Source organism: Streptomyces sp. 35G-GA-8 (assembly GCF_023534745.1).
Taxonomy (GTDB): domain Bacteria; phylum Actinomycetota; class Actinomycetes; order Streptomycetales; family Streptomycetaceae; genus Streptomyces.
The window spans coordinates 107,236-126,008 of record NZ_JAMHJQ010000013.1 but is presented as its reverse complement, the minus strand read 5'-3'; the positions used below and the strand labels follow the sequence as shown (position 1 = coordinate 126,008).

Below are 18,773 nucleotides of genomic sequence, written 5' to 3'. Positions count from 1 at the left end.
GAGTGCCTAAATGAACGACCTTTACAGTGGCGGCAGGATGGAGCGCTATCTGGAGAGGCTGGATTCCCTGATGGGTGCACGCGGCACTCTTCATGAGATCCCGCCGCAGAGGGAGGGGGTTGGTGTGGTATTCGCTGCCACATATACCGATGTCCCTGCGGCGGGATACGTGACTGGATTTACTTATGGGCTCTCCGTGGGGGATGTGCAGTCAGCCGGGCGGGAGCTCTGCATTTCGATGCGCTCCGGTGACATTGAATGGGCTATGATTCCCGCTCGAATGGTCAGTGCGCTGTGGGGTATGTGTCCTTTCCGTTATGGTCAGGTTATTGGGCACTCCAGGGGGTTTGTTGAGGGCTCGCCCATGAACAGCATTATCATTGCCGGACCGCCGGATGTATTGAGTTTCGATTCGGTCCGTCTCGGGCTCGCCGAAAATGGGGAGATCGGCAGTGAATCTGTGATCATAAATGGCGCTTATCCTATCTACGCCTCTGAGCGGGATTTTGTCCGCCGAAGCGGGTCTGATGCGTTCTGGGCGCTCGATTGGGATCGCTTCGATCCACTGCGGTCTCCGGTAGCCTGACCCCGGTTTGGAGGGGCATTGGGTTGTGAGGAAGCGGTGGCTGGTCTCGCGACTGGAGTCGGCCAGGCTGGTGGGGAACCTGGCGTCCCACGTGCCCGAGGACCTGGCCCGGCTGATCGACGCCACGCGCTGCGGCGCGCGGGTCTGACGAGCGGGATCTGAGGAAAGGGATCGGTTCGGCGTGCGCCAACGCGCGCATCCCGATCCGCCCATGAATCGTTGGTCGAACCAGTGGCCCAGACCACGTCCACTGCCTACCATCGATCTCTGCAAGGCCTTGTGCATCGCCGCACAATCACGCCGGGAGGCCCCCTTTGCACCGCCGTCGTCGCACCGCGCTCTCCGTCTCCGTCGCGCTTCTCGCCGCGGCCCCACTCCTCACCGCCTGCGGCAACGAAGCCCACCCCGGAGCCGCGGCCGTCGTCGGCGGGCAGCGGATCGAGGTGTCCGCGCTCCAGGCCCAGGTACGGGACGTACGGGAAGCGCAGCGGAGCGCGCCGGAGGCCGAGCAGCTGATCAAGAACACCGGGCAGCTCAACCAGGCCAAGCTGAACAGCATGATCTTCGACCGGGTGCTGGAGAAGGCCGCCGACAACGCCGGGGTCACGATCAGCCGCAAGGAGATCCAGACCACCCGGCAGCAGGCCGCCGCCCAGTCCGGCGGTGAGGAGCAGTTCGCCGCGATGCTGCTCCAGCAGGGCGCGCTCTCCGCCGACCAGATCGAGTCCGCGATCCGCCGCGAGGTGCTGCTGACCAAGCTGGCCGTGGCGCTCGGCGCCAACACCACGACGCCGCAGGGCCAGCAGACGGTCCTCGCCGAGCTGACGAAGACGTCCGAGAAGCTCGGTATCGACGTCAATCCGCGCTACGGCAGCTGGGACAACAAGCAGGTCAGGCTGGGCGAGGCCAAGACGCCGTGGATCACCCAGCTCACCAGCGAGGCGCCGGAGCAGGAGCAGCCGGCCGGAGCCTGATCCGACGGCGGGCCAGGACAGCAGCCCGGCTTCGGCCGGCCTTGGCCCGCGGGCGGAGTGGCCGGCGGCCGGAGGTAGGTTCGAGAGGTGACAGACGAAGCTCCCGCCACCCCCGGCCGTATCGTCCTGCTGACCGCCAGCCACCGGGTCGCCCCCGGGCTGCTCTCCTGGCCCGCCTGGCAGCTGCTGCGCGCCGCCGACGCGGTGCTCTGCGCCGACCCCGGCCATCCGCAGCTGCCCTATCTGCGGGAGGCGGGCGTGACCGTCGAGCAGGCCGCGCCCACCGCGCAGGAGCTGGTCGACGCCTGCGCGGGCGGCCGTACGGTCGTGGTCATCCCCTCCAGCGAGGGCGACGGCACCGACGCCCGGCTCACCGATGGCCTCGCGCGGCTGGCGGGCTCGGGCAGGGTCCGGATGCCCGACCTGGAACTGCTGCCCGGCTCGTACGACCTGCCGGGCGCCCGGCTGCTCGACCTCGTCCAGGTCATGGACCGGATCCGCGTCGAGTGCCCGTGGTCGTCGACCCGGACACACCAGGGGCTCGCCAAGTACGCCATCGAAGAGGCGTACGAACTCGTCGAGGCGATCGAGGAGGGCGACGCCGACGAGCTGCGCGAGGAGCTGGGGGACGTACTGCTCCAGGTCGTCTTCCACGCCCGTATCGCGGAGGAGCGTCCCGCGGCGGAGGAGGGGGAGGAGGACGCCGGGCCGTTCTCCATCGACGACGTCGCCGGCACGATCGTGGAAAAGCTCATGCACCGCCACCCCCATGTCTTCGGCGACGAGACCGCCGAGACCCCCGAGGACGTCAAGGCCCACTGGCTCCGGATGAAAGCGGTCGAGAAGCAGCGCGACTCGGTCACCGACGGAGTCCCCCTGGGCCAGCCCGGCCTCGCCCTCGCCGCGAAACTCGCGGGCCGCACCCGCACGGCCGGCCTCGACGTCCCGCTCCCGAAGGCCGAGGGCGTCGGCTACGAACTGCTGGCCCTGGCGGTACGCGCGGAAGAGGCCGGCGTCGACCCGGAGGCGGCACTGCGCGCGGCGGCCCGCGTATACAGGGACGCGATCCGCACGGCGGAGGGCCACGCCGGATAGCCGAGTCCGACGGGTCGTACCACAGCTACGGCGCCTCGCCGCGTTATGGGAGTGCCTGAATGCATCCATCCAGTAGGCGGGGGCAGCCCTTGAGGCGCCCCCGTCTTTAGGCGTCCTCCGTCATCGTCGCCCCGTCGGCAGCTCACAGAATCGGCCAGTGGACCTGACAGCCTGTCACATCGAGTTCATGAAGTTTTCCCTCGGCGATGCGTTTATATGCCATTCATCGGCGAATGAGCTTTCACGCTCTATTGGGCGATGTTATCGTCACTCGCGTAGTTCACATTCCCGCGAAAGGACGAATACGTTGCGCCTGTCGAACCGTACGTTGACCGTGACCGGAATCGCCGCTGTAACTACTCTCTGCCTCAGCATGGGAACCGCTTCCGCGGAGGCTCAACTCTCCGCGACGATAACGAACCTGAAGGGAAATAACTGCGTTTCACTTGCGAATGGCGGTTCGACTGCCAATAACGTTTCCGTCATCCTCTACACGTGCAACCGATCGGATGAACAGTTGTGGGCGCTCGACGGCCTCACCTACGTGAACTATAAGAGCAAGAAATGCCTTTCCCTCGACAACGGCGGCTCCACGGCGAACGGAACCAAGGCAGTTCAGTACACATGTAACGGGGGGCCGGAACAGACCTGGCGCCTCACTAATGGAGAGATTCGCAGCGGGAAAAACAGCAACAAGTGTCTGTCGACGCCCGGTGGAGGCACGGCAGACAACACGAACGTAATCCTGTGGGACTGCAATGGGGGCCTTGAGCAGCAGTGGTCGTGGCTCTTCTGATTCAGCCGGCGGTCACCCATCCGGACAGGGGCGTAGTCGCATTCTCATGGCGTTGAGCCCGCTGGGTGGGCATGAAGGGCCCTCGCTCTCTCCGGAGCGGGGGCTCCTTTCGTGGTCAACCAGTACCGGGAGGGGCGCTGGGCGTGAAATTCACCGGCAGGGTACGCAGACCGCGCATGATCAGCCCGCCGCGCCACCGCAACTCTTCGGGTTCCGCCGCGAGCCGGATGTCCGGGAGCCGGGTCAGCAGCGTCGCGAGCGCGGTCCGGCCTTCCAGCCGGGCCAGGGGTGCGCCCAGGCAGTAGTGGATGCCGTGGCCGTACCCAAGATGAGGGTTGTCACGGCGTGCCAGATCAAGCATGTCCGGGGTGTCGAAACGGGACGGATCACGATCGGCGGCGGCGAGCACCACCAATACCGGGTCGCCCTTCGAGATGGGAACTCCGCCTATCTCCAGAGACTGCGTCGCGTAACGCCAGGTCGCCAGTTCCACCGGTCCGTCGAAGCGCAGCAACTCCTCCACGCCCGTTTCGAGAAGCCCGTGGTCTCCGGATTCTAGGGAGCGCTGGAGAGCGGCCCGCTGCGCCGGGTGCCGTAGAAGGGCATGGGTGCCGTTTCCGATCAGATTAATGGTGGTTTCAAAACCCGCGAACAACAGCACAAAGCACATCGCGGCAGCCTCGTTCTCGGTGAGGTGCTCGCCTTGGTCGCTGGCGCGGATGAGGCCGGAGATCAGGTCGTCGCCGAGGTTCTCTCGCTTCCGGTGGATGAGGTCGGCGAGATAGTCGTGAATCTTCTTCACCGAACGCGCGACGCCGCCGCGCGGCCCCCCGCCGTGGCGGATCATCATGCCCGCCCAGTCGCGGAGGTCGTCCTGGTCCTCGTGCGGCACCCCGAGGAGATCGCAGATCGCGTAGATGGGGAGCGGGAACGCGAAGTCATGGATCAGGTCCGCTTCGCCCTTCGCGGCGAAGTTGTCGATGAGCCGGTCGGTCAATTCCTGAACGCGCGGCGTGAATTCGGCCACGCGGCGGGGCGTGAAGGCCTTGGACACGAGCCGGCGCAGCCGGGTGTGGTCGGGCGGATCGATGTTGAGCAGATGTGTCATCAGCTCCGCCTTGCGCTCGCCGGGGATGCCCGTCTTCCCCTTGGCGTGCGCGTCCTCCGCGTGATGGTCCGGGTTCTTCGAAAGCCGTGGGTCGGCAAGCGCCTGCTTGGCGTCCGTATACCGCGTGACGAGCCACGCCTCGACACCGCTGGGCAACGTGGTGCGCCGCACCGGTTCGTGCTCACGCAGCCAGGCATAGGCGGGGTACGGGTCGGCGGCGAACTGCCATGAGAAGAGTTCGGGAGATATGTCCGGGGTACTCACCACCCGACGGTACCCGGCAGCAAAGAGGAGGTGCGTCACCGCGAGCGGGGATCCGGGCCACGGCCGGCTGTGCCGCCAGGCCGATGTGCGACTTGCGGGAGATCCTGACGATTTGCGCTGGCGCGGAGGGCTCATCATGCGTGGATTGCGCACGCTTCCGGTGCAGTTCACGCCATTGTCCGAACCGTGCGGTGGACCCAAGATTTCTGACGGACCGTCAAGACTGTGACTTTCACGTGATCTCCGCTGCATCGACTTGTGACAGCAGTTCGAGTACCGCTACGTTCTCGAAAACTCAGCCGCCACACGCACCAGTCGAAACATCAGTCACACGGAAGGCAATCACATGCGCTCCGGGAACGGCCGACACCGTCGACCTCGCCAGGCCCCCGCCCTGATCGTCGCGGCAGGGGTGACCGGCTCGGCGATCGCCATTCCGCTGCTCGGTGCCGCCGGTGCCAGTGCGGCGGACGCCTCCACCTGGGACCGTGTCGCCGAGTGCGAGAGCGGCGGCATCTGGAGCGCGGACCTCCGCAACGGCTACTACGGCGGACTCCAGATCTCCCAGGAGACCTGGGACGACTTCGGCGGCGCCGAGTACGCGGCCAGCGCCGACCTCGCGAGCCGCTCGCAGCAGATCGCGATAGCCGAGAAGATCCTCGACGCGCAGGGGCCGCGGGCGTGGGCCAGTTGCGCCGCGATCGCCGGGCTGACGGAGGGCAGTCCCGCACCGAGCGTGGATCCCGGTACGACGCCGGGGAAGGCGACGGAGGCGACGCCGGAGACGGCATCTGAGGCGACCCCCGAGTCGTCCGGGACCCCCGAGTCGTCCGAGCCCGCCGAGTCGTCAGGAAAGACCGGGAAGGCAGGGAAGGCAGGGGAGGCCGACAGCACCGCCCCGTCGGACACGTCCTCGCCCGCGCCGGGCGCGACCGCGTCCGACGACGCGACGCCCGCTCCCGCCGAATCCTCCGGTCCCTCCGCCGGTGCCGCCAAGGGCAAGCACCGAGGCGACGCCGCAGCGGATGATGCCGCATCGGGCAATTCAGGCGAAGAGCGTGAATCAGGTCGTCATGCCTCACGAGGTGACGGATCGACACGTAATGCGGACGGTGTGACGGACGGAACGGAAGGCGCGGGCGCGGTGGATGGTGAGTACACCGTCCGTGCGGGCGACTGCCTTTGGCTCATCGCCGACGAGCGCGAGGTGCCCGGTGGGTGGTCCGCGATCTACGAGGCGAACAAGGACACCGTCGGCGCCGATCCCGACCTGATCTTCCCTGGCCAGACCCTTGATCTCGGCGTGAAGTAGAGGCAGTTAGAGACCCTATGTCCGCTTCTGCGAAAGTGAGACAAGGGTCTCTTCGCCGCAACTGGGGCCTTTTGCTCCGGCGGTTGGGTCGTTTCGTCTCTCACCTGCGTAAATGGGTTCGCCCAAGGGGGAGGTAAGGGCGATTTTTCCTTGATGTTCTCCTTTGAACAATGGGCGGGCCTGTGATTACGGTCTGAACCGCTCGCACCGCGGGCCCCGTCGACCGTCACGCCGAATCCTGCCGTCGGTCGGGGGGAGTAACCGACGCGTCATGCGCCGTAGGCAGGAGCGGGGGACCCAAAGGTTCGCGCCGGGCACCGGCCGTCGAGAGACGGCCGAGGACCGGCTTGGGGTGAAGCCGTGTGCGACAGAGCACACGGCCGGGCAACTCACTTGGCCCGAACCCGACAGCTGACCTCGTAGGCGTCGGTGAGGGAGATGTTCCATGCTGCTGCGTTCCAGCAAGGGCAAGCACCGCCGCCCGTCGAAGGCCGTCCGCTACGCCACGCTCGCCGGGGTCACCGGTGCCGCCGTCGCCGCCCCGCTGATCGGTGCGACCTCGGCCTCCGCCGCGACCGCCGCCGAGTGGGACAAGGTCGCGCAGTGCGAGTCCGGAGGCAACTGGTCGATCAACACGGAGAACGGCTTCTACGGTGGCCTCCAGTTCACGCCGTCCACCTGGGCCGCCTACGGCGGTACGGCGTACGCCGCCCGCGCCGACCTGGCCAGCAAGTCCCAGCAGATAGCCGTCGCCGAGAAGGTCCTCGCCGGCCAGGGCAAGGGCGCGTGGCCGAACTGCGGCGTGGGCCTGTCCAGGGCCGCGTACGACGGCGGCTCCGCCGCCCAGAGCACCCAGCCCAGCCGGCCCACTCAGAAGAAGTCGCAGCCGACGCAGCAGCAGGCGCAGCCGAAGCAGCAGGAGACCACGCGCGGCGCGGCCCAGCCGGCCTCGCGCGGCGAGAGCCGTCCCACCACGATCAAGAAGGGTGACGGCGAGTACAAGGTCAAGCCCGGCGACTCCCTCTCCAAGATCGCCAAGGCCGAGGACGTCGAGGGCGGCTGGCAGAAGCTGTTCGACCTGAACAAGGACATCGTCAGCGACGCCGACGTGATCTACCCGGGCCAGCAGCTCCACCTGAGCTGACCCACCCGGGCCGACAGCTCCACCTGAGCTGACCCACCCGGCCTCGTCCGGGCCGCACCCGGAACCGTCCCCACCGGAGACCCCGGGACCGCTCAACCCGGAACCGTCCCCACCGGATACCCCGGAACCGTCCCCCCACTCGGAACCGTCCCCACCCGAGACCGCCCCGGCCCGGCGCGTAATCCCCCGTACGCGCCGGGCCGGGGTTTCGCCCCTGGCCCCGCCCACCGGCGGACCTGGCTCCCGCGGGCTCCGGCGCGGGGGAGACGTGGGGGAATCGGGCCCCATTTCGTCTTAGGTGGCGGGCACCGGCCGACCGATGACCCCGCGCCGGATAGTCTCGTGCCGCAAGGCCAATGAGACCCTGCACTCCAAGCGTCACATCCCAGAAGGAGATGCTCGTGCCGTCCATCGACGTCGTCGTAGCCCGGGAAATCCTCGACTCCCGAGGCAACCCCACGGTCGAGGTCGAGGTCGGCCTCGACGACGGCAGCACGGGTCGTGCTGCTGTCCCCTCCGGTGCCTCCACCGGTGCGTTCGAGGCCCTTGAGCTCCGCGACGGTGACCAGAACCGCTACCAGGGCAAGGGTGTCGAGAAGGCCGTCCTCGCCGTCATCGAGCAGATCGGCCCGGAGCTGGTCGGGTACGACGCCACCGAGCAGCGCCTGATCGACCAGGCGATGTTCGACCTGGACGCCACCCCGGACAAGTCGTCGCTCGGCGCCAACGCCATCCTCGGCGTCTCCCTCGCCGTCGCGCACGCCGCCTCCGAGGCCTCGGACCTCCCGCTCTTCCGCTACCTCGGCGGCCCGAACGCGCACCTGCTGCCCGTTCCGATGATGAACATCCTGAACGGCGGCTCGCACGCCGACTCCAACGTGGACATCCAGGAATTCATGATCGCCCCGATCGGCGCGGAGTCCTTCTCCGAGGCCCTGCGCTGGGGCGCCGAGGTCTACCACACCCTCAAGAAGGTCCTGAAGCAGAAGGGCCTCTCCACCGGCCTCGGCGACGAGGGCGGCTTCGCGCCGAACCTGGAGTCGAACCGCGCCGCGCTCGACCTCATCCTCGAAGCGATCAAGGAGGCCGGTTACGTCCCCGGCCGCGACATCGCGCTCGCGCTCGACGTCGCCGCGTCCGAGTTCTACAAGGACGGCTCGTACGAGTTCGAGGGCAAGTCGCGCTCGGCCGCCGAGATGACCGAGTACTACGAGGAGCTTGTCGCCTCGTACCCGCTCGTCTCCATCGAGGACCCGCTCTTCGAGGACGACTGGGCCGGCTGGAAGGTCCTCACGGACAAGCTCGGCTCCAAGGTCCAGATCGTCGGCGACGACCTGTTCGTCACCAACCCGGAGCGCCTCGCCCGCGGCATCGAGGAGGGCTCGGCCAACGCCCTGCTCGTCAAGGTCAACCAGATCGGCTCGCTGACCGAGACCCTGGACGCCGTCGAGCTGGCCCAGCGCAACGGCTTCAAGTGCATGATGTCCCACCGCTCCGGTGAGACCGAGGACGTCACCATCGCCGACCTCGCCGTCGCCACCAACTGCGGCCAGATCAAGACCGGCGCCCCGGCCAGGTCCGAGCGCGTCGCCAAGTACAACCAGCTGCTGCGCATCGAGGAGATCCTCGACGACGCGGCGGTGTACGCGGGCCGCAGCGCGTTCCCGCGCTTTCGCTCTTCCTGATCCTGTGGGTACGAGCTGATCCTGTCGGTACGAGGGCGAGGGGCGGCTCCGCCCGTCGTCCGTACGTCCCCGGTCGCGGTCCCGTACCGTGTCCGGGGACGTACGTACAACAGGGGACGTAAAAGGGGAGGCGAGCCATGGCCGGGAACCGGGACCGGTTCTCCACCGCGACCAGGCTGCGACTGCTCGGCGAGCAGACGGCCGCCCGGGTCTACCGCTCGCAGAACCGCAGGCAGGACCGCCGCTCCCGGCTCACCGGCCGGGCCGCTTTCCTCGCCCTGGTCGTGTGCACACTGGTGGTGGCGCTCGCGTATCCGATGCGGCAGTACGTGTCGCAGCGGAACGAGATCGCCTACCAGGAGCGGCTGGCCCGCGAGGCGAAGCTGCGGGTCGAGGAGCTGCGCGACGAGAAGGCGCGGCTCCAGGACGACGCGTATATCCAGCGGCTGGCCCGGGAGCATCTGCATTACGTGATGCCGGGGGAGACCGGCTACACCGTGATCGACCCGGAGGTGCGCGAGCAGCGCCGCGAGGAACGGGGGGCGACGGGCCGCCCCTGGTACTCGAATGTGCTGGACGGCGTGGACAACGCGGACCGCCGGGAGAGATAGCCGGGGACAGCCCGCGACAGAGCACCCGAGTGCGACAGAACGCCCAAAAACATCCAAGAAAACCCAAGAACACCCAAGAGCACCTGAGAACACCCAAGACACCTGAGAACACCCGAGAACCGCAGAACATACATAGGCAGGCATGGACACGCCCCCTCCGCAGACCGAACGCACGGAACCCACCGACGCGGACGTCGCGGCATTCAAAGAACAGCTCGGCCGCCCGCCGCGCGGCCTGCGCGCCATCGCGCACCGCTGCCCCTGCGGCCAGCCGGACGTGGTCGAGACCGCACCGCGGCTCCCCGACGGCACCCCCTTCCCGACGACGTACTACCTCACCTGCCCGCGCGCGGCCTCGGCCATCGGCACGCTGGAGGCGAACGGCGTCATGAAGGAGATGACCGAGCGCCTCGCGACCGACCCCGAGCTGGCCGCCGCGTACCGCGCGGCCCACGAGGACTACATCGCACGCCGTGACGCCATCGAGGTCCTGGAGGGCTTCCCGAGCGCCGGCGGCATGCCGGACCGGGTGAAGTGCCTGCATGTCCTGGTCGGCCACTCGCTGGCGGCCGGGCCCGGGGTGAACCCGCTGGGCGACGAGGCGATCGCGATGCTGCCGGAGTGGTGGGCGAAGGGCCCGTGTGTGACGCCGTGCGTGTCCGGTCCTTCCGACCGTCCGTCCGACGGTCCTTCCGACGGTCCTTCCGGCGGTCCTTCCGACCGTCCGTCCGGCGGTCCGTCCGACGACGAGGGGGATACGGAATGACCAGGGTCGCCGCCATCGACTGCGGTACGAACTCGATCCGCCTGCTCGTCGCGGACGCGCACCCCGAGACGGGTGAACTGGTCGACCTTGACCGCCGGATGAAGATCGTCCGCCTCGGCCAGGGCGTGGACAGGACGGGCCGGCTCGCCCCCGAGGCGCTGGAACGTACCTTCGCCGCCTGCCGCGAGTACGCCGCCCTCATCAAGGAACACGGCGCCGAGCACGTCCGCTTCGTCGCCACCTCCGCCTCGCGCGACGCCGAGAACCGCGACGAGTTCGTCAGCGGAGTCCTGGACATCCTGGGCGTGGAGCCCGAGGTGATCACCGGCGACCAGGAGGCGGCCTTCTCCTTCACCGGCGCGACGAAGGAACTGGGCCCGGCCGACAGGGACAGCTACCTGGTCGTGGACATCGGCGGCGGCTCGACCGAGTTCGTCGTCGGCGACGATCACGTGCGCGCCGCGCGCTCCGTGGACATCGGCTGCGTACGGCTGACCGAGCGCCACCTCGTACGGGACGGTGTCGCCGTCGACCCGCCCACGGATACGGAGATCGCCGCGATCCGCGCCGACATCGAGGCGGCCCTCGACCTGGCCGAACAGACGGTCCCGCTGCGCGAGGCCCGCACCCTGGTCGGCCTGGCCGGTTCCGTGACCACGGTCGCCGCGATCGCGCTCGGCCTGTCCGAGTACGACTCCGCCGCGATCCACCACTCCCGGATCCCGTACGACCAGGTCCAGCGCATCGCCACCCGCCTGCTCCACGCCACACACGCGGAACGCGCCGCGATCCCCGTCATGCACCCGGGCCGGGTGGACGTCATCGGCGCGGGCGCCCTCGTACTCCTCGCGATCATGGAACGGACCGGCGCCCAGGAGGTCGTGGTCAGCGAACACGACATCCTGGACGGGATCGCGTGGGCGGCGGCGGAGGCCGCCGGATGAAGGACATGAATGAATTCCTCAACGCGGCGGACCTGCCGTGGGAGGACGTCGACGGGCACCCCGGTGTCACGGAACGGGTGCTCAGCGCGGCCCCGGGGGACGCGGGGGAGCTGACTCGCCTCGCGCGCTGGGCGCCGGGGCTGGACACCTCCGAGGCGGGGGTCATCCGGCACGAGTACTTCGAGGAGGTCTACCTCCTCGAAGGCGAACTGCACGACCTGACGCTGGGCGCCACGTTCGGGGCGGGTTACTACGCGTCGCGACCGCCGGGGATGCCGCACGGCCCGTACCGGACGGAGACGGGCTGCACGATGCTGGAGATCCGCTACTGGCCGACGAAGTAGTCGTGGCGGTATCGGACAACAGCCGCGGCGCCTGTCAGAGGTTGCGATAGACGTCGCGGCGGTCGCCGATCTTGACGACGAGGATGAGGAGTTCGCCGTCGTCGATCTGGTAGGCAATGCGATAGTTCCCGACCCGGAGCCGATAGAGGCCCGATGGGCCGGTGAGCTTCTTGATGTCGGCGTTCTCGCTATAGGGGTCGTCGCCAAGCGCGGTCAAAGCGGTCAGGATCCGCATAGCCGCAGGCCGGTCGATAGCCCGCAGCTGGCGCTGTGCGGCGGTGGTGAAGCGGAGCGCGTACTTCACGCCGCGCCCTCGATGCGCTCGCTGCGGTCGGTGAAAAGATCCGCCAGCAACTCGGCCATTGTTACGGTCGGGCCGCCATCGGCCAGGACCTCTTCGGCCTCACGCGCGAGCAGCTCGTCGGCTGCTTCTTCCAGCGCCTCGAAGTCCGCGATCGGTACGAGGGCGGCCACTGGTGCCCCGTTGCGGGTGATCACTGTCGCCGTGCCTTGCTCGGCACGGTTGATGTGGTCCGCGAGGTGCGCGCGGGCTTCGCGAACGGTCACAGGGTTCTCAGCCATACTTCCAGTGTACGCGTGACCGTGTACACCCGCATCGGGTCGGTCGCAGTTACTGGGTGACGTCGGCGTGCGTGGTGGCGAAGGCCACGAAGTCGGTCCAGGCGCGGGGGGTGACGGTGAGGTGGGGGAGGTGGGGGGCTTTGCTGTCGCGGATGGGGACGAGGTTGTAGGCGTGGGCGTGGGAGGGGGACCATTCGACGCAGTTGCCGCCTTCGTATGTGCTGTAGCTCGACTTCACCCATGCGCTCGGAGCGGGGTTGAGGTTCACAGTCTCTCCATCTGCTTTCTGATGAACGCAGCGCTCTCCCGTGATGAAAGCGCCTCACTGGCCAGATCATCGTAGGCACGCATTCCTGCCCGAACAGGTTCGGGATCTTCGTGGATGTTCGCTGTACGGAAGGCCTCAACGCAGGCTACCGGTACATGGTTTGGCGTTGTCAGGAACGTGATGGGCCCATCCATCAAGATATGCGGTTCCGCGTCGAGCGGCAGTACTTGTACGCGTGTAGTCGGCCGTCCGCCTTGGGTAATAAGCACTGCTAGTTGCTCGCGCGTAGCATCACGACTGATGATGCGGCGCCGGATCACGGACTCGCACACCACCAGGCGGACGTCCGGGGGTGCGTCGCTTCGTAGAAGCTCCTGCCGAGTCAGTCGTGTCCGCACGTAGTTTGAGATCTCCCCCTCCGTTGCCCGTGGGTAACCGGAACGGAATAGCGCACGGGCGTACTCGGGGGTCTGAAAGAGGCCGGGGATAATGGTGGGCGACCACTCCCAGATGGATGTGGCCTGCCGTTCCAGCGCCATGCGGCGTCGGAACACGGCCGGGAAGGACTGGTTGACCACCTCTTCGTACAGCCGCTTGAACTTCCCGTCCGTTTCAAAGATCTGATCGAACAGCTCGGGCAAGTCTCCAGCGATTGGTGGAACTCCGCCTTCGATGCGGCTGATCGTGGATTTCGACGTACGCGACAGCCTTCCCAGGTCCGTCTGCGACAGCCTGCCGACTTGTCGCTGTCGGCGGGCGTCACGCAGCGCCTTGCCGAATGCCTCGCGCGGATTGCTTGGAGCGTTGTAAATGCCGTGATCCTCTTGCATACGAAACCCCCTTGACCAGTGGTTTGGGAATCGCGGTCACTCGCCGTATTTGTGCAGGTCAGGTACTTGAAGGCGTGCCAGAGCGCCCAACGCACAGGTCGGACGGTGATGCACTTCCCAACGTAGCGTCACTCGTCGCACTCTGAACACGGTTCGTAACTAATCGTAAGAAGGGTGAGGCCTGGTGGATCCGACCGAAGGCGCGACCGAGGACTTCTGGCGACTCGTCCCGGAGTGGGTGCCGCGCGACGGATACGCGACAGCAACCCCCGCGTTGATGCGGGAAGTTGAGGCCGGACTGATGCGGCGGTTGTCCGATGACGACTAGCGACGCACGACGGCTGCTGTCCCTGCTGATCGCCACGTTCGGGGCGGACGGCGCGCTTCTTGTGTGGAAGGAGCCGGCGGGTGGGGAGGGTGAGGGGCGGACCTCTCGCGGCGACGAGCCTGTCGGTGGGTCGCCCGAAGAACTCAGCGCGCGGGTGGCGGAGCGCAACAAGTGGAGCAGCAGGGGCGGCGTATGAAGCGCGCCTTGCGCTGGGTTACAGGCGCGTTCGCTGTCGCGGTACGGGTGGTCAGCCCACGTCGGCGGCGTGCCCACCGGGAGTACAAGCGCTGGGAAGCGTTGTTCGCCTACCAGGCGCCGGACGAAGCGGCTCTGTACGAGCGGATCTTCGGCTGCCCGCCGCCGGGCACGAGGGACCGTGAATGACGCGTTTCGCCGCCATCGCGGTGACGGTCGGCGCGAGCCTGTGGGTGATTGTCGTGGCCCTCATGCTGGGTCGGCTGTGACGGTGGGTGGCTTGTCTTCATGCCCTGCTGGTGGTGGTGCGTTGTTGGGTGCGGGTGAGGACCGAGGGGTAGTCGGGGTGGGCCGGGGGGTTTGGTGGCGGGTGGGGGCCGCCCCTTGGGTTTGAGTTTCGCGGTTGCGGGTCGGGCGTCAAGGGCGCTCCTTCGTCGCGTCGGCAAGCCGATGACCTCCGGTCACCCTTGACACCCGCCCCTCCACCGCAAGTGCAGCTTTGAGGGGGGCGGCCCGGGGGGAGGGGTCCCCGGGGAAGCTCCCTTGTTCCGGGGGCCGGTTCCCGGCTTTCGGGTGGGTGGGCCCTGCGGGGCGCGCGGCAGTGGAGTGGGGCGGCCCGGCCCCGGCAAAGCGACTGACGGTCGGGAAGTGGCTGGGACTCATGCCCCGCTGTGCGGGCCCGTTGTCGGGTGACACCTGTCAGTCGAGGCGGACGGGCCTGGCATCTGCACCCAATGTCCCAGTTTGGCGAGCTATTCGGGGGCTCCCCGGCCGGTCATGCGTCCTGAGTTCGGTTAACCGGGCGCCATGACACATCACCCCCTCCGACCGATCCAATCAGCACCTCACCAGCCACACCCGCCCCACCGCCCCAGGGCGCGTGAGCAGAGGGGCGGGTGTGACCCATGGGGCGACCAATGGGCCAGTCAGAGCCAGTGATGCGTCGTGGGAACGACTTAACTGCACTCAGGACGCATGACCGGCCGGGGAGCCCCCGAATAGCTCGCCAATCTGGGACATAGGGGGTGGCTTGCGGGTCCGTCCGCCTCCGTCGACAGGTGCAGGCGACAACGAGCCCGCACAGCGGGGCATGAGTCTCAACCACCCACTCACGCCTGCTCGCTGAGCCGGGGCCGGGCCTCCCCACTCCACTGCCGCGCGCCCCGCAGGGCCCACCGGCCCGCAGGCCGGGAAAGGACCGGCCCCATGAACTCAGCCCCCCCGGGGACCCCTCCCCCCGGGCCGCCCCCCTCAAAGCTGCACTTGCGGTGGAGGGGCGGGTGTCAAGGGTGAAGCGCAGCGGAATCGGCGCAGCCGACGCGACGAAGGAGCGCCCTTGACGCCCGACCCGCAACCGCGAAACTGAAACCTAGGGGCGGCCCCCACCCGTCTCCGAACCCTCCGGCCCACCCCGACTACCCCTCGGTCCTCACCTCACCCCACCCCGCTACGCGTGCTCCAGCACGCGCTTGAGTGTGGTGAGGTCGGCCAGCACCGCATCGGTATCGCGTTGGAAGTCCTCGTCACTCATCCCCGCCTGTCGGCGGAGCGTGAACACCACCTCGCTCCCGGCGCCGTCCGCGATCACTCGCACCGGGTTGTAGACGACCTCCCCCGAGGGCAGGGTGACATCGTGGTCGAGCACACCGAGCTCGTTCTCCGGCGTGAAGGCGACCACGACCCGCCCCAGGGGCGACGACTCCGCGATCCACTGCCCGTCGGTCTTGGTGATGGAGCGCCCCAGTCCGTGAGCCCATTCGGGCAGGTTGGCGGGGTTCGACGCGTAGTCGTAGACCGCCCTGACAGGGCGGTCGATGTGGATGCTGATGTGGCGCGAGGCCGAAGCCGTGGTCTCCATGGCCGCGATGGTACGAAGCCGGTGGCGACGTCGTATTGAACGAATCGGTCGCGCTCGCGCCGCGCGGTAGTGAGTGGTGATCACTCCATTACCCGACAAATGTCATGGCCCCCCTATGGCATTTGCCAGAACAATCCATGACTCAACCAACGCCTTGACCTGTGAATTCGCTGCCAGGCTTGAGGATGTGAACATCACTCAACAGAAAAATGTGATCGAGGCCACAGATCTCTGGCGGCGATATGGCACCGGATCCGACGGCTATATGGCGGTGCGCGGAATCGACCTCGCCGTACCCGCAGGCCGGGTCTTCGCCCTCTTAGGTACCAATGGCGCCGGCAAGACGTCGACCCTGGAGCTCCTGGAGGGGCTCGCTCCTCCCACCAAGGGCAGCATCCGCCTCTTCGGCGGCCAGGATCCGTACCGGCAGCGCCGTGCCACCCGCCGCCGGATGGGCATCATGCTTCAGCAGGGCGGGTTCTCCCGTGATTTGACGATCACCGAGACGCTCCGCATGTGGTCCGCGTGCACCACGAACCCCCGCCCGATCGACGAGGCCCTGTCCATGGTCGGCCTCGGCCATCGCGCCGCCGTCACCGTCAAGAACCTCTCCGGCGGCGAGAGGCGCCGCCTCGACCTCGCGTTGACCACGCTCTCCCGCCCCGAACTGATCTTCCTCGACGAGCCCACCACCGGCATGGACCCGGAGGGCCGCCACGACACCTGGAAGATCATCAAGGAGCTCAACCAGCAGGGTGCCACCGTGGTGGTCACGACGCACTATCTGGAAGAGGCCGAGCAGCTCGCCGACCGGCTCGCGATCATGCACCAGGGACGGATCGCGGCAACCGGAACGGTCGGCAGCATCGTGGCCGCGCACCCCTCCACGCTCAGCTTCCGCCTGCCCCAAGGGGTCCCCGCGCACCAGCTGCCGGCCGCGGAAACCCTCCACGCGACCGCGGTGGACGACAGCGGTTCCCGGGTCCAACTGCATACACAGGACCTACAGGTCACCACCTTCCAGCTGCTCTCCTGGGCGAACGCGCAGCGCATCCGGCTGGACGAGTTCAACGCCCGCTCCGCCTCCTTGGAAGAGGCCTTCCTGCACATCGCCCGCGCCTCGGAAACGGAACCCCAGCTGTGACCACCCCCGTTGCCCCTGCTGCCCCCGCGCCCTCCTACGCCGCCGACGCCGTACGGCAACTCAAGGGCCTGAGCCGCGCCGAGCTCGCGATGTTCGCACGCTCGCGGATGAACCTGTTCAACGTCCTGGTCGTCCCCGCGATGATCATCTGCGGAATGCTGGCCACGGTGACCCAGTTCTCCATCAACGAGGAGACCGGCCGGAGCCTCGGGCAGATGATGGTCTCCACCTCCCTCGCCGTCGTCCTCATCCTTGTTGTCTACTCGCCCCTGACGGCCGTGTATGTGGTGCGCCGCGAAGAGGCGGTGCTCAAGCGGCTGCGCACGGGTGAGGTCACCGATCCGATCATCCTGATCGGCTGCGCGATCCCCTATCTCGCTGTCGCTGTCGCGCAGTTCGCCGTGATCGCGGTCGCTCTCTCGATCATCTCGACAGGCGCACCCGGGCTGCCGCACCTCGCCGTCCTCGCGCTGTTGCTCTCCATGCCGATCTGTATCGGACTCGCGGCCTTTTCCAGTGTCGCGTGCCGCACGTCGGAGGCGGCGCAGGGCGTGGCGATGCTCGGACTGCTGGTACTGCTGCTGACATCCGGGGCGGCCGTTCCGCTCGAACTGTTCCCCGATCCGGCGGCAGCGGTGCTGCGCTTCTTTCCGCTCACCCCCGCCGTCGATCTCGCCAACTCCGCCTGGACCGGGGAAGGTGGTTCCGTCGGATCGGTGCTGGTGAAATGCGCCACCCTGCTGGCGTGGTCGGCGATCACGGCAGCCGCGACACGCCGTGTCTTTCGCTGGGACCCGCGCGAATGAACACCACACGCCGTGACGCCGCGAAGGTCGCGAGACAGGCACGCCAGGCATTGGCCGTCTGTCTGGCAGCACCCCCTCTCGCGTTCCTTGTCATCGTCGAACTGCCCTCGCCTCACCCTGTGTTGGTTCTCGTATCGCTGCTCTACGTCATTCACCTGGGAGCGCTGCTCCGGTCGGTGTGGACCGGTCGTCCGGCCGGGGTGTCGCCTCTCGTCCTCGTGGCACCCACTCTGGTGTGGCTGGCCTGCTTATGGGTGCTTCCCCTGGCCGGGCTGTTCGAGAAGGCGCACATCGCACCGCTCGCCGGTGTGGCCGTGGTGCCCGCAGCCGTGGCGGTGGCCGATCTGGCACTGCGCGTGCGGCTGCGTACGGGGATCGCGTGCGTCGCCGTGGCCGCCGTATTCACTCTTCCCGATCCGGCGCCCGCGGCGCTGGCCGCCGCAGTCGTCTTCGGCACCGTCATCATCGCCATCCATTCGACACTCTGGCCCGTGTCGGTCATGGCGCGTCTGGAAGCGGCGGCGGAGGTGACGGCACTGCTCGCGGTGGCCGAGGAACGGCTGCGGATGTCCCGCGATCTGCACGACACCCTCGGCCGGAATCTGGCCATCATCGCCCTCAAGTCGGAACTCGCCACCCGCACAGGCAGGGTGGAGGAACTGGCGGAGGTGGAGGCGCTGGCGCGGAAGGCGCAGAGCGAGATCCGGGCGGTGGTCAACGCCGCTCGCACCCCTTCTCTCAATGACGAACTGGACGGTGCGCGATCACTGCTGCATGCCTCCGGCGTCCAGTGCACCGTGACCGACAACAACCGCGGACTGACGCTGCCCGACGATGTGCGCGAGGTGCTGGGCTGGGCCGTACGAGAGGCGGCCACGAACGTCATGCGGCACGCGCCCAGGGCGACTGCCTGCACCTTCACCCTCACCCCGTCACATGCGGGGGAAGTGACCCTTCACGTGGTCAACGACGGTGTGCACTCCATATCCGAGCGGTCCGCGAAACAGGGGACGGGGCTGGTCGGACTGGAACAGCGCATCACCCCGCTGGGAGGACGACTGGAGCACGGGCTGCTGACCCGCGGCGTCTATCAGCTCCTCATCACCCTCCCACTCCTGGGAAAGGAATGAGTT

At 67.8% G+C, this 18,773-nt stretch carries 24 protein-coding genes, 1 pseudogene and 1 riboswitch; of the genes and pseudogenes, 19 read left to right on the top strand and 6 right to left on the bottom strand.

The window, feature by feature from the left end:
- Positions 1 to 10: 10 nt before the first annotated feature.
- The 5 genes from M1203_RS28215 (at position 11) to M1203_RS28200 (ending at position 3,451) form a co-directional block, all read left to right on the top strand.
- The gene (locus tag M1203_RS28215) at positions 11 to 586 is read left to right on the top strand and encodes a suppressor of fused domain protein (RefSeq protein ID WP_249952624.1); all 576 of its coding nucleotides are present in this window, start codon (positions 11 to 13) and stop codon (positions 584 to 586) included.
- A gap of 25 nt (positions 587 to 611) precedes the next feature.
- A complete protein-coding gene (locus M1203_RS38825) occupies positions 612 to 734 on the top strand; it encodes a hypothetical protein (RefSeq protein WP_283959110.1) in 123 nt (40 codons plus the stop codon).
- Positions 735 to 900: 166 nt separating this feature from the next.
- A complete protein-coding gene (locus M1203_RS28210; RefSeq protein WP_249952623.1) occupies positions 901 to 1,560 on the top strand; it encodes a SurA N-terminal domain-containing protein in 660 nt (219 codons plus the stop codon).
- 87 nt (positions 1,561 to 1,647) lie between these two features.
- A complete protein-coding gene (locus tag M1203_RS28205) occupies positions 1,648 to 2,655 on the top strand; it encodes a nucleoside triphosphate pyrophosphohydrolase (protein WP_249952622.1) in 1,008 nt (335 codons plus the stop codon).
- Between the two features lie 307 nt (positions 2,656 to 2,962).
- Positions 2,963 to 3,451, top strand: a complete 489-nt coding sequence (locus M1203_RS28200) for an RICIN domain-containing protein (protein ID WP_249952621.1) — start codon at positions 2,963 to 2,965, stop codon at positions 3,449 to 3,451.
- 115 nt (positions 3,452 to 3,566) lie between these two features.
- Here the strand turns inward: M1203_RS28200 and M1203_RS28195 are convergent, their stop codons facing one another.
- Positions 3,567 to 4,862 carry a cytochrome P450 gene (locus M1203_RS28195; protein ID WP_249952620.1) on the bottom strand — a complete coding sequence of 432 codons (1,296 nt, stop codon included), beginning with the start codon at positions 4,860 to 4,862 and terminating at the stop codon, positions 3,567 to 3,569.
- A 28-nt stretch (positions 4,863 to 4,890) separates the two neighbouring features.
- Here M1203_RS28195 and M1203_RS28190 point away from each other — a divergent pair.
- The 8 genes and pseudogenes from M1203_RS28190 to M1203_RS28155 all read left to right on the top strand — a co-directional run.
- A pseudogene (locus tag M1203_RS28190) lies at positions 4,891 to 5,052 on the top strand (cytochrome P450); the annotation flags it as partial.
- Positions 5,053 to 5,169: 117 nt separating this feature from the next.
- Positions 5,170 to 6,135 (top strand): transglycosylase family protein, encoded by a 966-nt coding sequence (locus M1203_RS28185; protein WP_249952619.1) that lies wholly within the window; start codon positions 5,170 to 5,172, stop codon positions 6,133 to 6,135.
- A 264-nt stretch (positions 6,136 to 6,399) separates the two neighbouring features.
- A riboswitch (cyclic di-AMP (ydaO/yuaA leader) is annotated at positions 6,400 to 6,576 on the top strand.
- Positions 6,577 to 6,580: 4 nt separating this feature from the next.
- A complete protein-coding gene (locus M1203_RS28180; RefSeq protein ID WP_374404175.1) occupies positions 6,581 to 7,279 on the top strand; it encodes a transglycosylase family protein in 699 nt (232 codons plus the stop codon).
- A 401-nt stretch (positions 7,280 to 7,680) separates the two neighbouring features.
- The gene (gene eno / locus M1203_RS28175; protein ID WP_249952618.1) at positions 7,681 to 8,964 is read left to right on the top strand and encodes a phosphopyruvate hydratase; all 1,284 of its coding nucleotides are present in this window, start codon (positions 7,681 to 7,683) and stop codon (positions 8,962 to 8,964) included.
- Positions 8,965 to 9,101: 137 nt separating this feature from the next.
- A complete protein-coding gene (locus M1203_RS28170) occupies positions 9,102 to 9,575 on the top strand; it encodes a septum formation initiator family protein (protein WP_249952617.1) in 474 nt (157 codons plus the stop codon).
- Between the two features lie 142 nt (positions 9,576 to 9,717).
- On the top strand, positions 9,718 to 10,341 hold the full coding sequence (locus M1203_RS28165) for a DUF501 domain-containing protein (protein WP_249952616.1): 624 nt from the start codon (positions 9,718 to 9,720) through the stop codon (positions 10,339 to 10,341).
- On the top strand, positions 10,338 to 11,285 hold the full coding sequence (locus M1203_RS28160; RefSeq protein ID WP_249952615.1) for a Ppx/GppA phosphatase family protein: 948 nt from the start codon (positions 10,338 to 10,340) through the stop codon (positions 11,283 to 11,285). Before M1203_RS28165 ends, M1203_RS28160 begins: the two co-directional genes overlap by 4 nt.
- Positions 11,282 to 11,629: a cupin domain-containing protein gene (locus M1203_RS28155; RefSeq protein ID WP_308404917.1), complete on the top strand. Its 348-nt coding sequence runs from the start codon at positions 11,282 to 11,284 to the stop codon at positions 11,627 to 11,629. The genes M1203_RS28160 and M1203_RS28155 overlap by 4 nt, the downstream gene beginning before the upstream one ends.
- A 34-nt stretch (positions 11,630 to 11,663) precedes the next feature.
- Here M1203_RS28155 and M1203_RS28150 read toward each other — a convergent pair whose 3' ends face one another.
- Genes M1203_RS28150 through M1203_RS28135 form a run of 4 tightly spaced genes read right to left on the bottom strand, consistent with a single transcriptional unit; the run spans position 11,664 to position 13,309 of the window.
- Positions 11,664 to 11,933 carry a type II toxin-antitoxin system RelE/ParE family toxin gene (locus M1203_RS28150; RefSeq protein WP_249952614.1) on the bottom strand — a complete coding sequence of 90 codons (270 nt, stop codon included), beginning with the start codon at positions 11,931 to 11,933 and terminating at the stop codon, positions 11,664 to 11,666.
- A complete protein-coding gene (locus tag M1203_RS28145; RefSeq protein ID WP_249952613.1) occupies positions 11,930 to 12,211 on the bottom strand; it encodes a type II toxin-antitoxin system Phd/YefM family antitoxin in 282 nt (93 codons plus the stop codon). The genes M1203_RS28150 and M1203_RS28145 overlap by 4 nt, the downstream gene beginning before the upstream one ends.
- Before the next feature lie 49 nt (positions 12,212 to 12,260).
- Positions 12,261 to 12,479 carry a DUF397 domain-containing protein gene (locus M1203_RS28140; RefSeq protein ID WP_249952612.1) on the bottom strand — a complete coding sequence of 73 codons (219 nt, stop codon included), beginning with the start codon at positions 12,477 to 12,479 and terminating at the stop codon, positions 12,261 to 12,263.
- A complete protein-coding gene (locus M1203_RS28135) occupies positions 12,476 to 13,309 on the bottom strand; it encodes a helix-turn-helix transcriptional regulator (RefSeq protein ID WP_249952611.1) in 834 nt (277 codons plus the stop codon). Before M1203_RS28135 ends, M1203_RS28140 begins: the two co-directional genes overlap by 4 nt.
- Positions 13,310 to 13,493: 184 nt before the next feature.
- Between M1203_RS28135 and M1203_RS28130 the strand changes: the two genes are divergently transcribed.
- Genes M1203_RS28130 through M1203_RS28120 form a run of 3 tightly spaced genes read left to right on the top strand, consistent with a single transcriptional unit; the run spans position 13,494 to position 14,021 of the window.
- Positions 13,494 to 13,637, top strand: coding sequence for a hypothetical protein (locus tag M1203_RS28130; RefSeq protein WP_249952610.1), 144 nt, complete (start codon positions 13,494 to 13,496; stop codon positions 13,635 to 13,637).
- Positions 13,627 to 13,833, top strand: coding sequence for a hypothetical protein (locus M1203_RS28125; protein ID WP_249952609.1), 207 nt, complete (start codon positions 13,627 to 13,629; stop codon positions 13,831 to 13,833). The genes M1203_RS28130 and M1203_RS28125 overlap by 11 nt, the downstream gene beginning before the upstream one ends.
- Positions 13,830 to 14,021 carry a hypothetical protein gene (locus M1203_RS28120; RefSeq protein ID WP_249952608.1) on the top strand — a complete coding sequence of 64 codons (192 nt, stop codon included), beginning with the start codon at positions 13,830 to 13,832 and terminating at the stop codon, positions 14,019 to 14,021. Before M1203_RS28125 ends, M1203_RS28120 begins: the two co-directional genes overlap by 4 nt.
- 1,258 nt (positions 14,022 to 15,279) lie before the next feature.
- Here M1203_RS28120 and M1203_RS28115 read toward each other — a convergent pair.
- Positions 15,280 to 15,690: an SRPBCC family protein gene (locus M1203_RS28115; RefSeq protein WP_249952607.1), complete on the bottom strand. Its 411-nt coding sequence runs from the start codon at positions 15,688 to 15,690 to the stop codon at positions 15,280 to 15,282.
- A gap of 211 nt (positions 15,691 to 15,901) precedes the next feature.
- On the opposite strand from M1203_RS28115, the gene M1203_RS28110 reads away from it, so the two are divergent.
- From M1203_RS28110 to M1203_RS28100, 3 genes are read left to right on the top strand one after another with little or no spacing between them, the layout of a single operon-like run.
- Entirely contained in the window at positions 15,902 to 16,834 is a 933-nt protein-coding gene (locus M1203_RS28110) for an ABC transporter ATP-binding protein (RefSeq protein ID WP_249952606.1), read from the top strand.
- Positions 16,831 to 17,640 (top strand): ABC transporter permease, encoded by an 810-nt coding sequence (locus M1203_RS28105; protein WP_249952605.1) that lies wholly within the window; start codon positions 16,831 to 16,833, stop codon positions 17,638 to 17,640. Before M1203_RS28110 ends, M1203_RS28105 begins: the two co-directional genes overlap by 4 nt.
- Entirely contained in the window at positions 17,637 to 18,770 is a 1,134-nt protein-coding gene (locus M1203_RS28100; RefSeq protein ID WP_249952604.1) for a sensor histidine kinase, read from the top strand. Before M1203_RS28105 ends, M1203_RS28100 begins: the two co-directional genes overlap by 4 nt.
- Positions 18,771 to 18,773: the final 3 nt, after the last annotated feature.

What these genes read in the sequence shown, in the direction of transcription:
- M1203_RS28100 (WP_249952604.1), top strand. Translation starts at nt 17,637, where the DNA reads ATGAACACCACACGCCGTGACGCCGCGAAGGTCGCGAGACAGGCACGC.
- M1203_RS28185 (WP_249952619.1), top strand. Translation starts at nt 5,170, where the DNA reads ATGCGCTCCGGGAACGGCCGACACCGTCGACCTCGCCAGGCCCCCGCC.
- M1203_RS28145 (WP_249952613.1), bottom strand. Translation starts at nt 12,211, where the DNA reads ATGGCTGAGAACCCTGTGACCGTTCGCGAAGCCCGCGCGCACCTCGCG.
- M1203_RS28160 (WP_249952615.1), top strand. Translation starts at nt 10,338, where the DNA reads ATGACCAGGGTCGCCGCCATCGACTGCGGTACGAACTCGATCCGCCTG.
- M1203_RS28170 (WP_249952617.1), top strand. Translation starts at nt 9,102, where the DNA reads ATGGCCGGGAACCGGGACCGGTTCTCCACCGCGACCAGGCTGCGACTG.
- M1203_RS28125 (WP_249952609.1), top strand. Translation starts at nt 13,627, where the DNA reads ATGACGACTAGCGACGCACGACGGCTGCTGTCCCTGCTGATCGCCACG.
- M1203_RS28120 (WP_249952608.1), top strand. Translation starts at nt 13,830, where the DNA reads ATGAAGCGCGCCTTGCGCTGGGTTACAGGCGCGTTCGCTGTCGCGGTA.
- M1203_RS28180 (WP_374404175.1), top strand. Translation starts at nt 6,581, where the DNA reads ATGCTGCTGCGTTCCAGCAAGGGCAAGCACCGCCGCCCGTCGAAGGCC.
- M1203_RS28165 (WP_249952616.1), top strand. Translation starts at nt 9,718, where the DNA reads ATGGACACGCCCCCTCCGCAGACCGAACGCACGGAACCCACCGACGCG.
- M1203_RS28115 (WP_249952607.1), bottom strand. Translation starts at nt 15,690, where the DNA reads ATGGAGACCACGGCTTCGGCCTCGCGCCACATCAGCATCCACATCGAC.
- M1203_RS28155 (WP_308404917.1), top strand. Translation starts at nt 11,282, where the DNA reads ATGAAGGACATGAATGAATTCCTCAACGCGGCGGACCTGCCGTGGGAG.
- M1203_RS28135 (WP_249952611.1), bottom strand. Translation starts at nt 13,309, where the DNA reads ATGCAAGAGGATCACGGCATTTACAACGCTCCAAGCAATCCGCGCGAG.
- M1203_RS28215 (WP_249952624.1), top strand. Translation starts at nt 11, where the DNA reads ATGAACGACCTTTACAGTGGCGGCAGGATGGAGCGCTATCTGGAGAGG.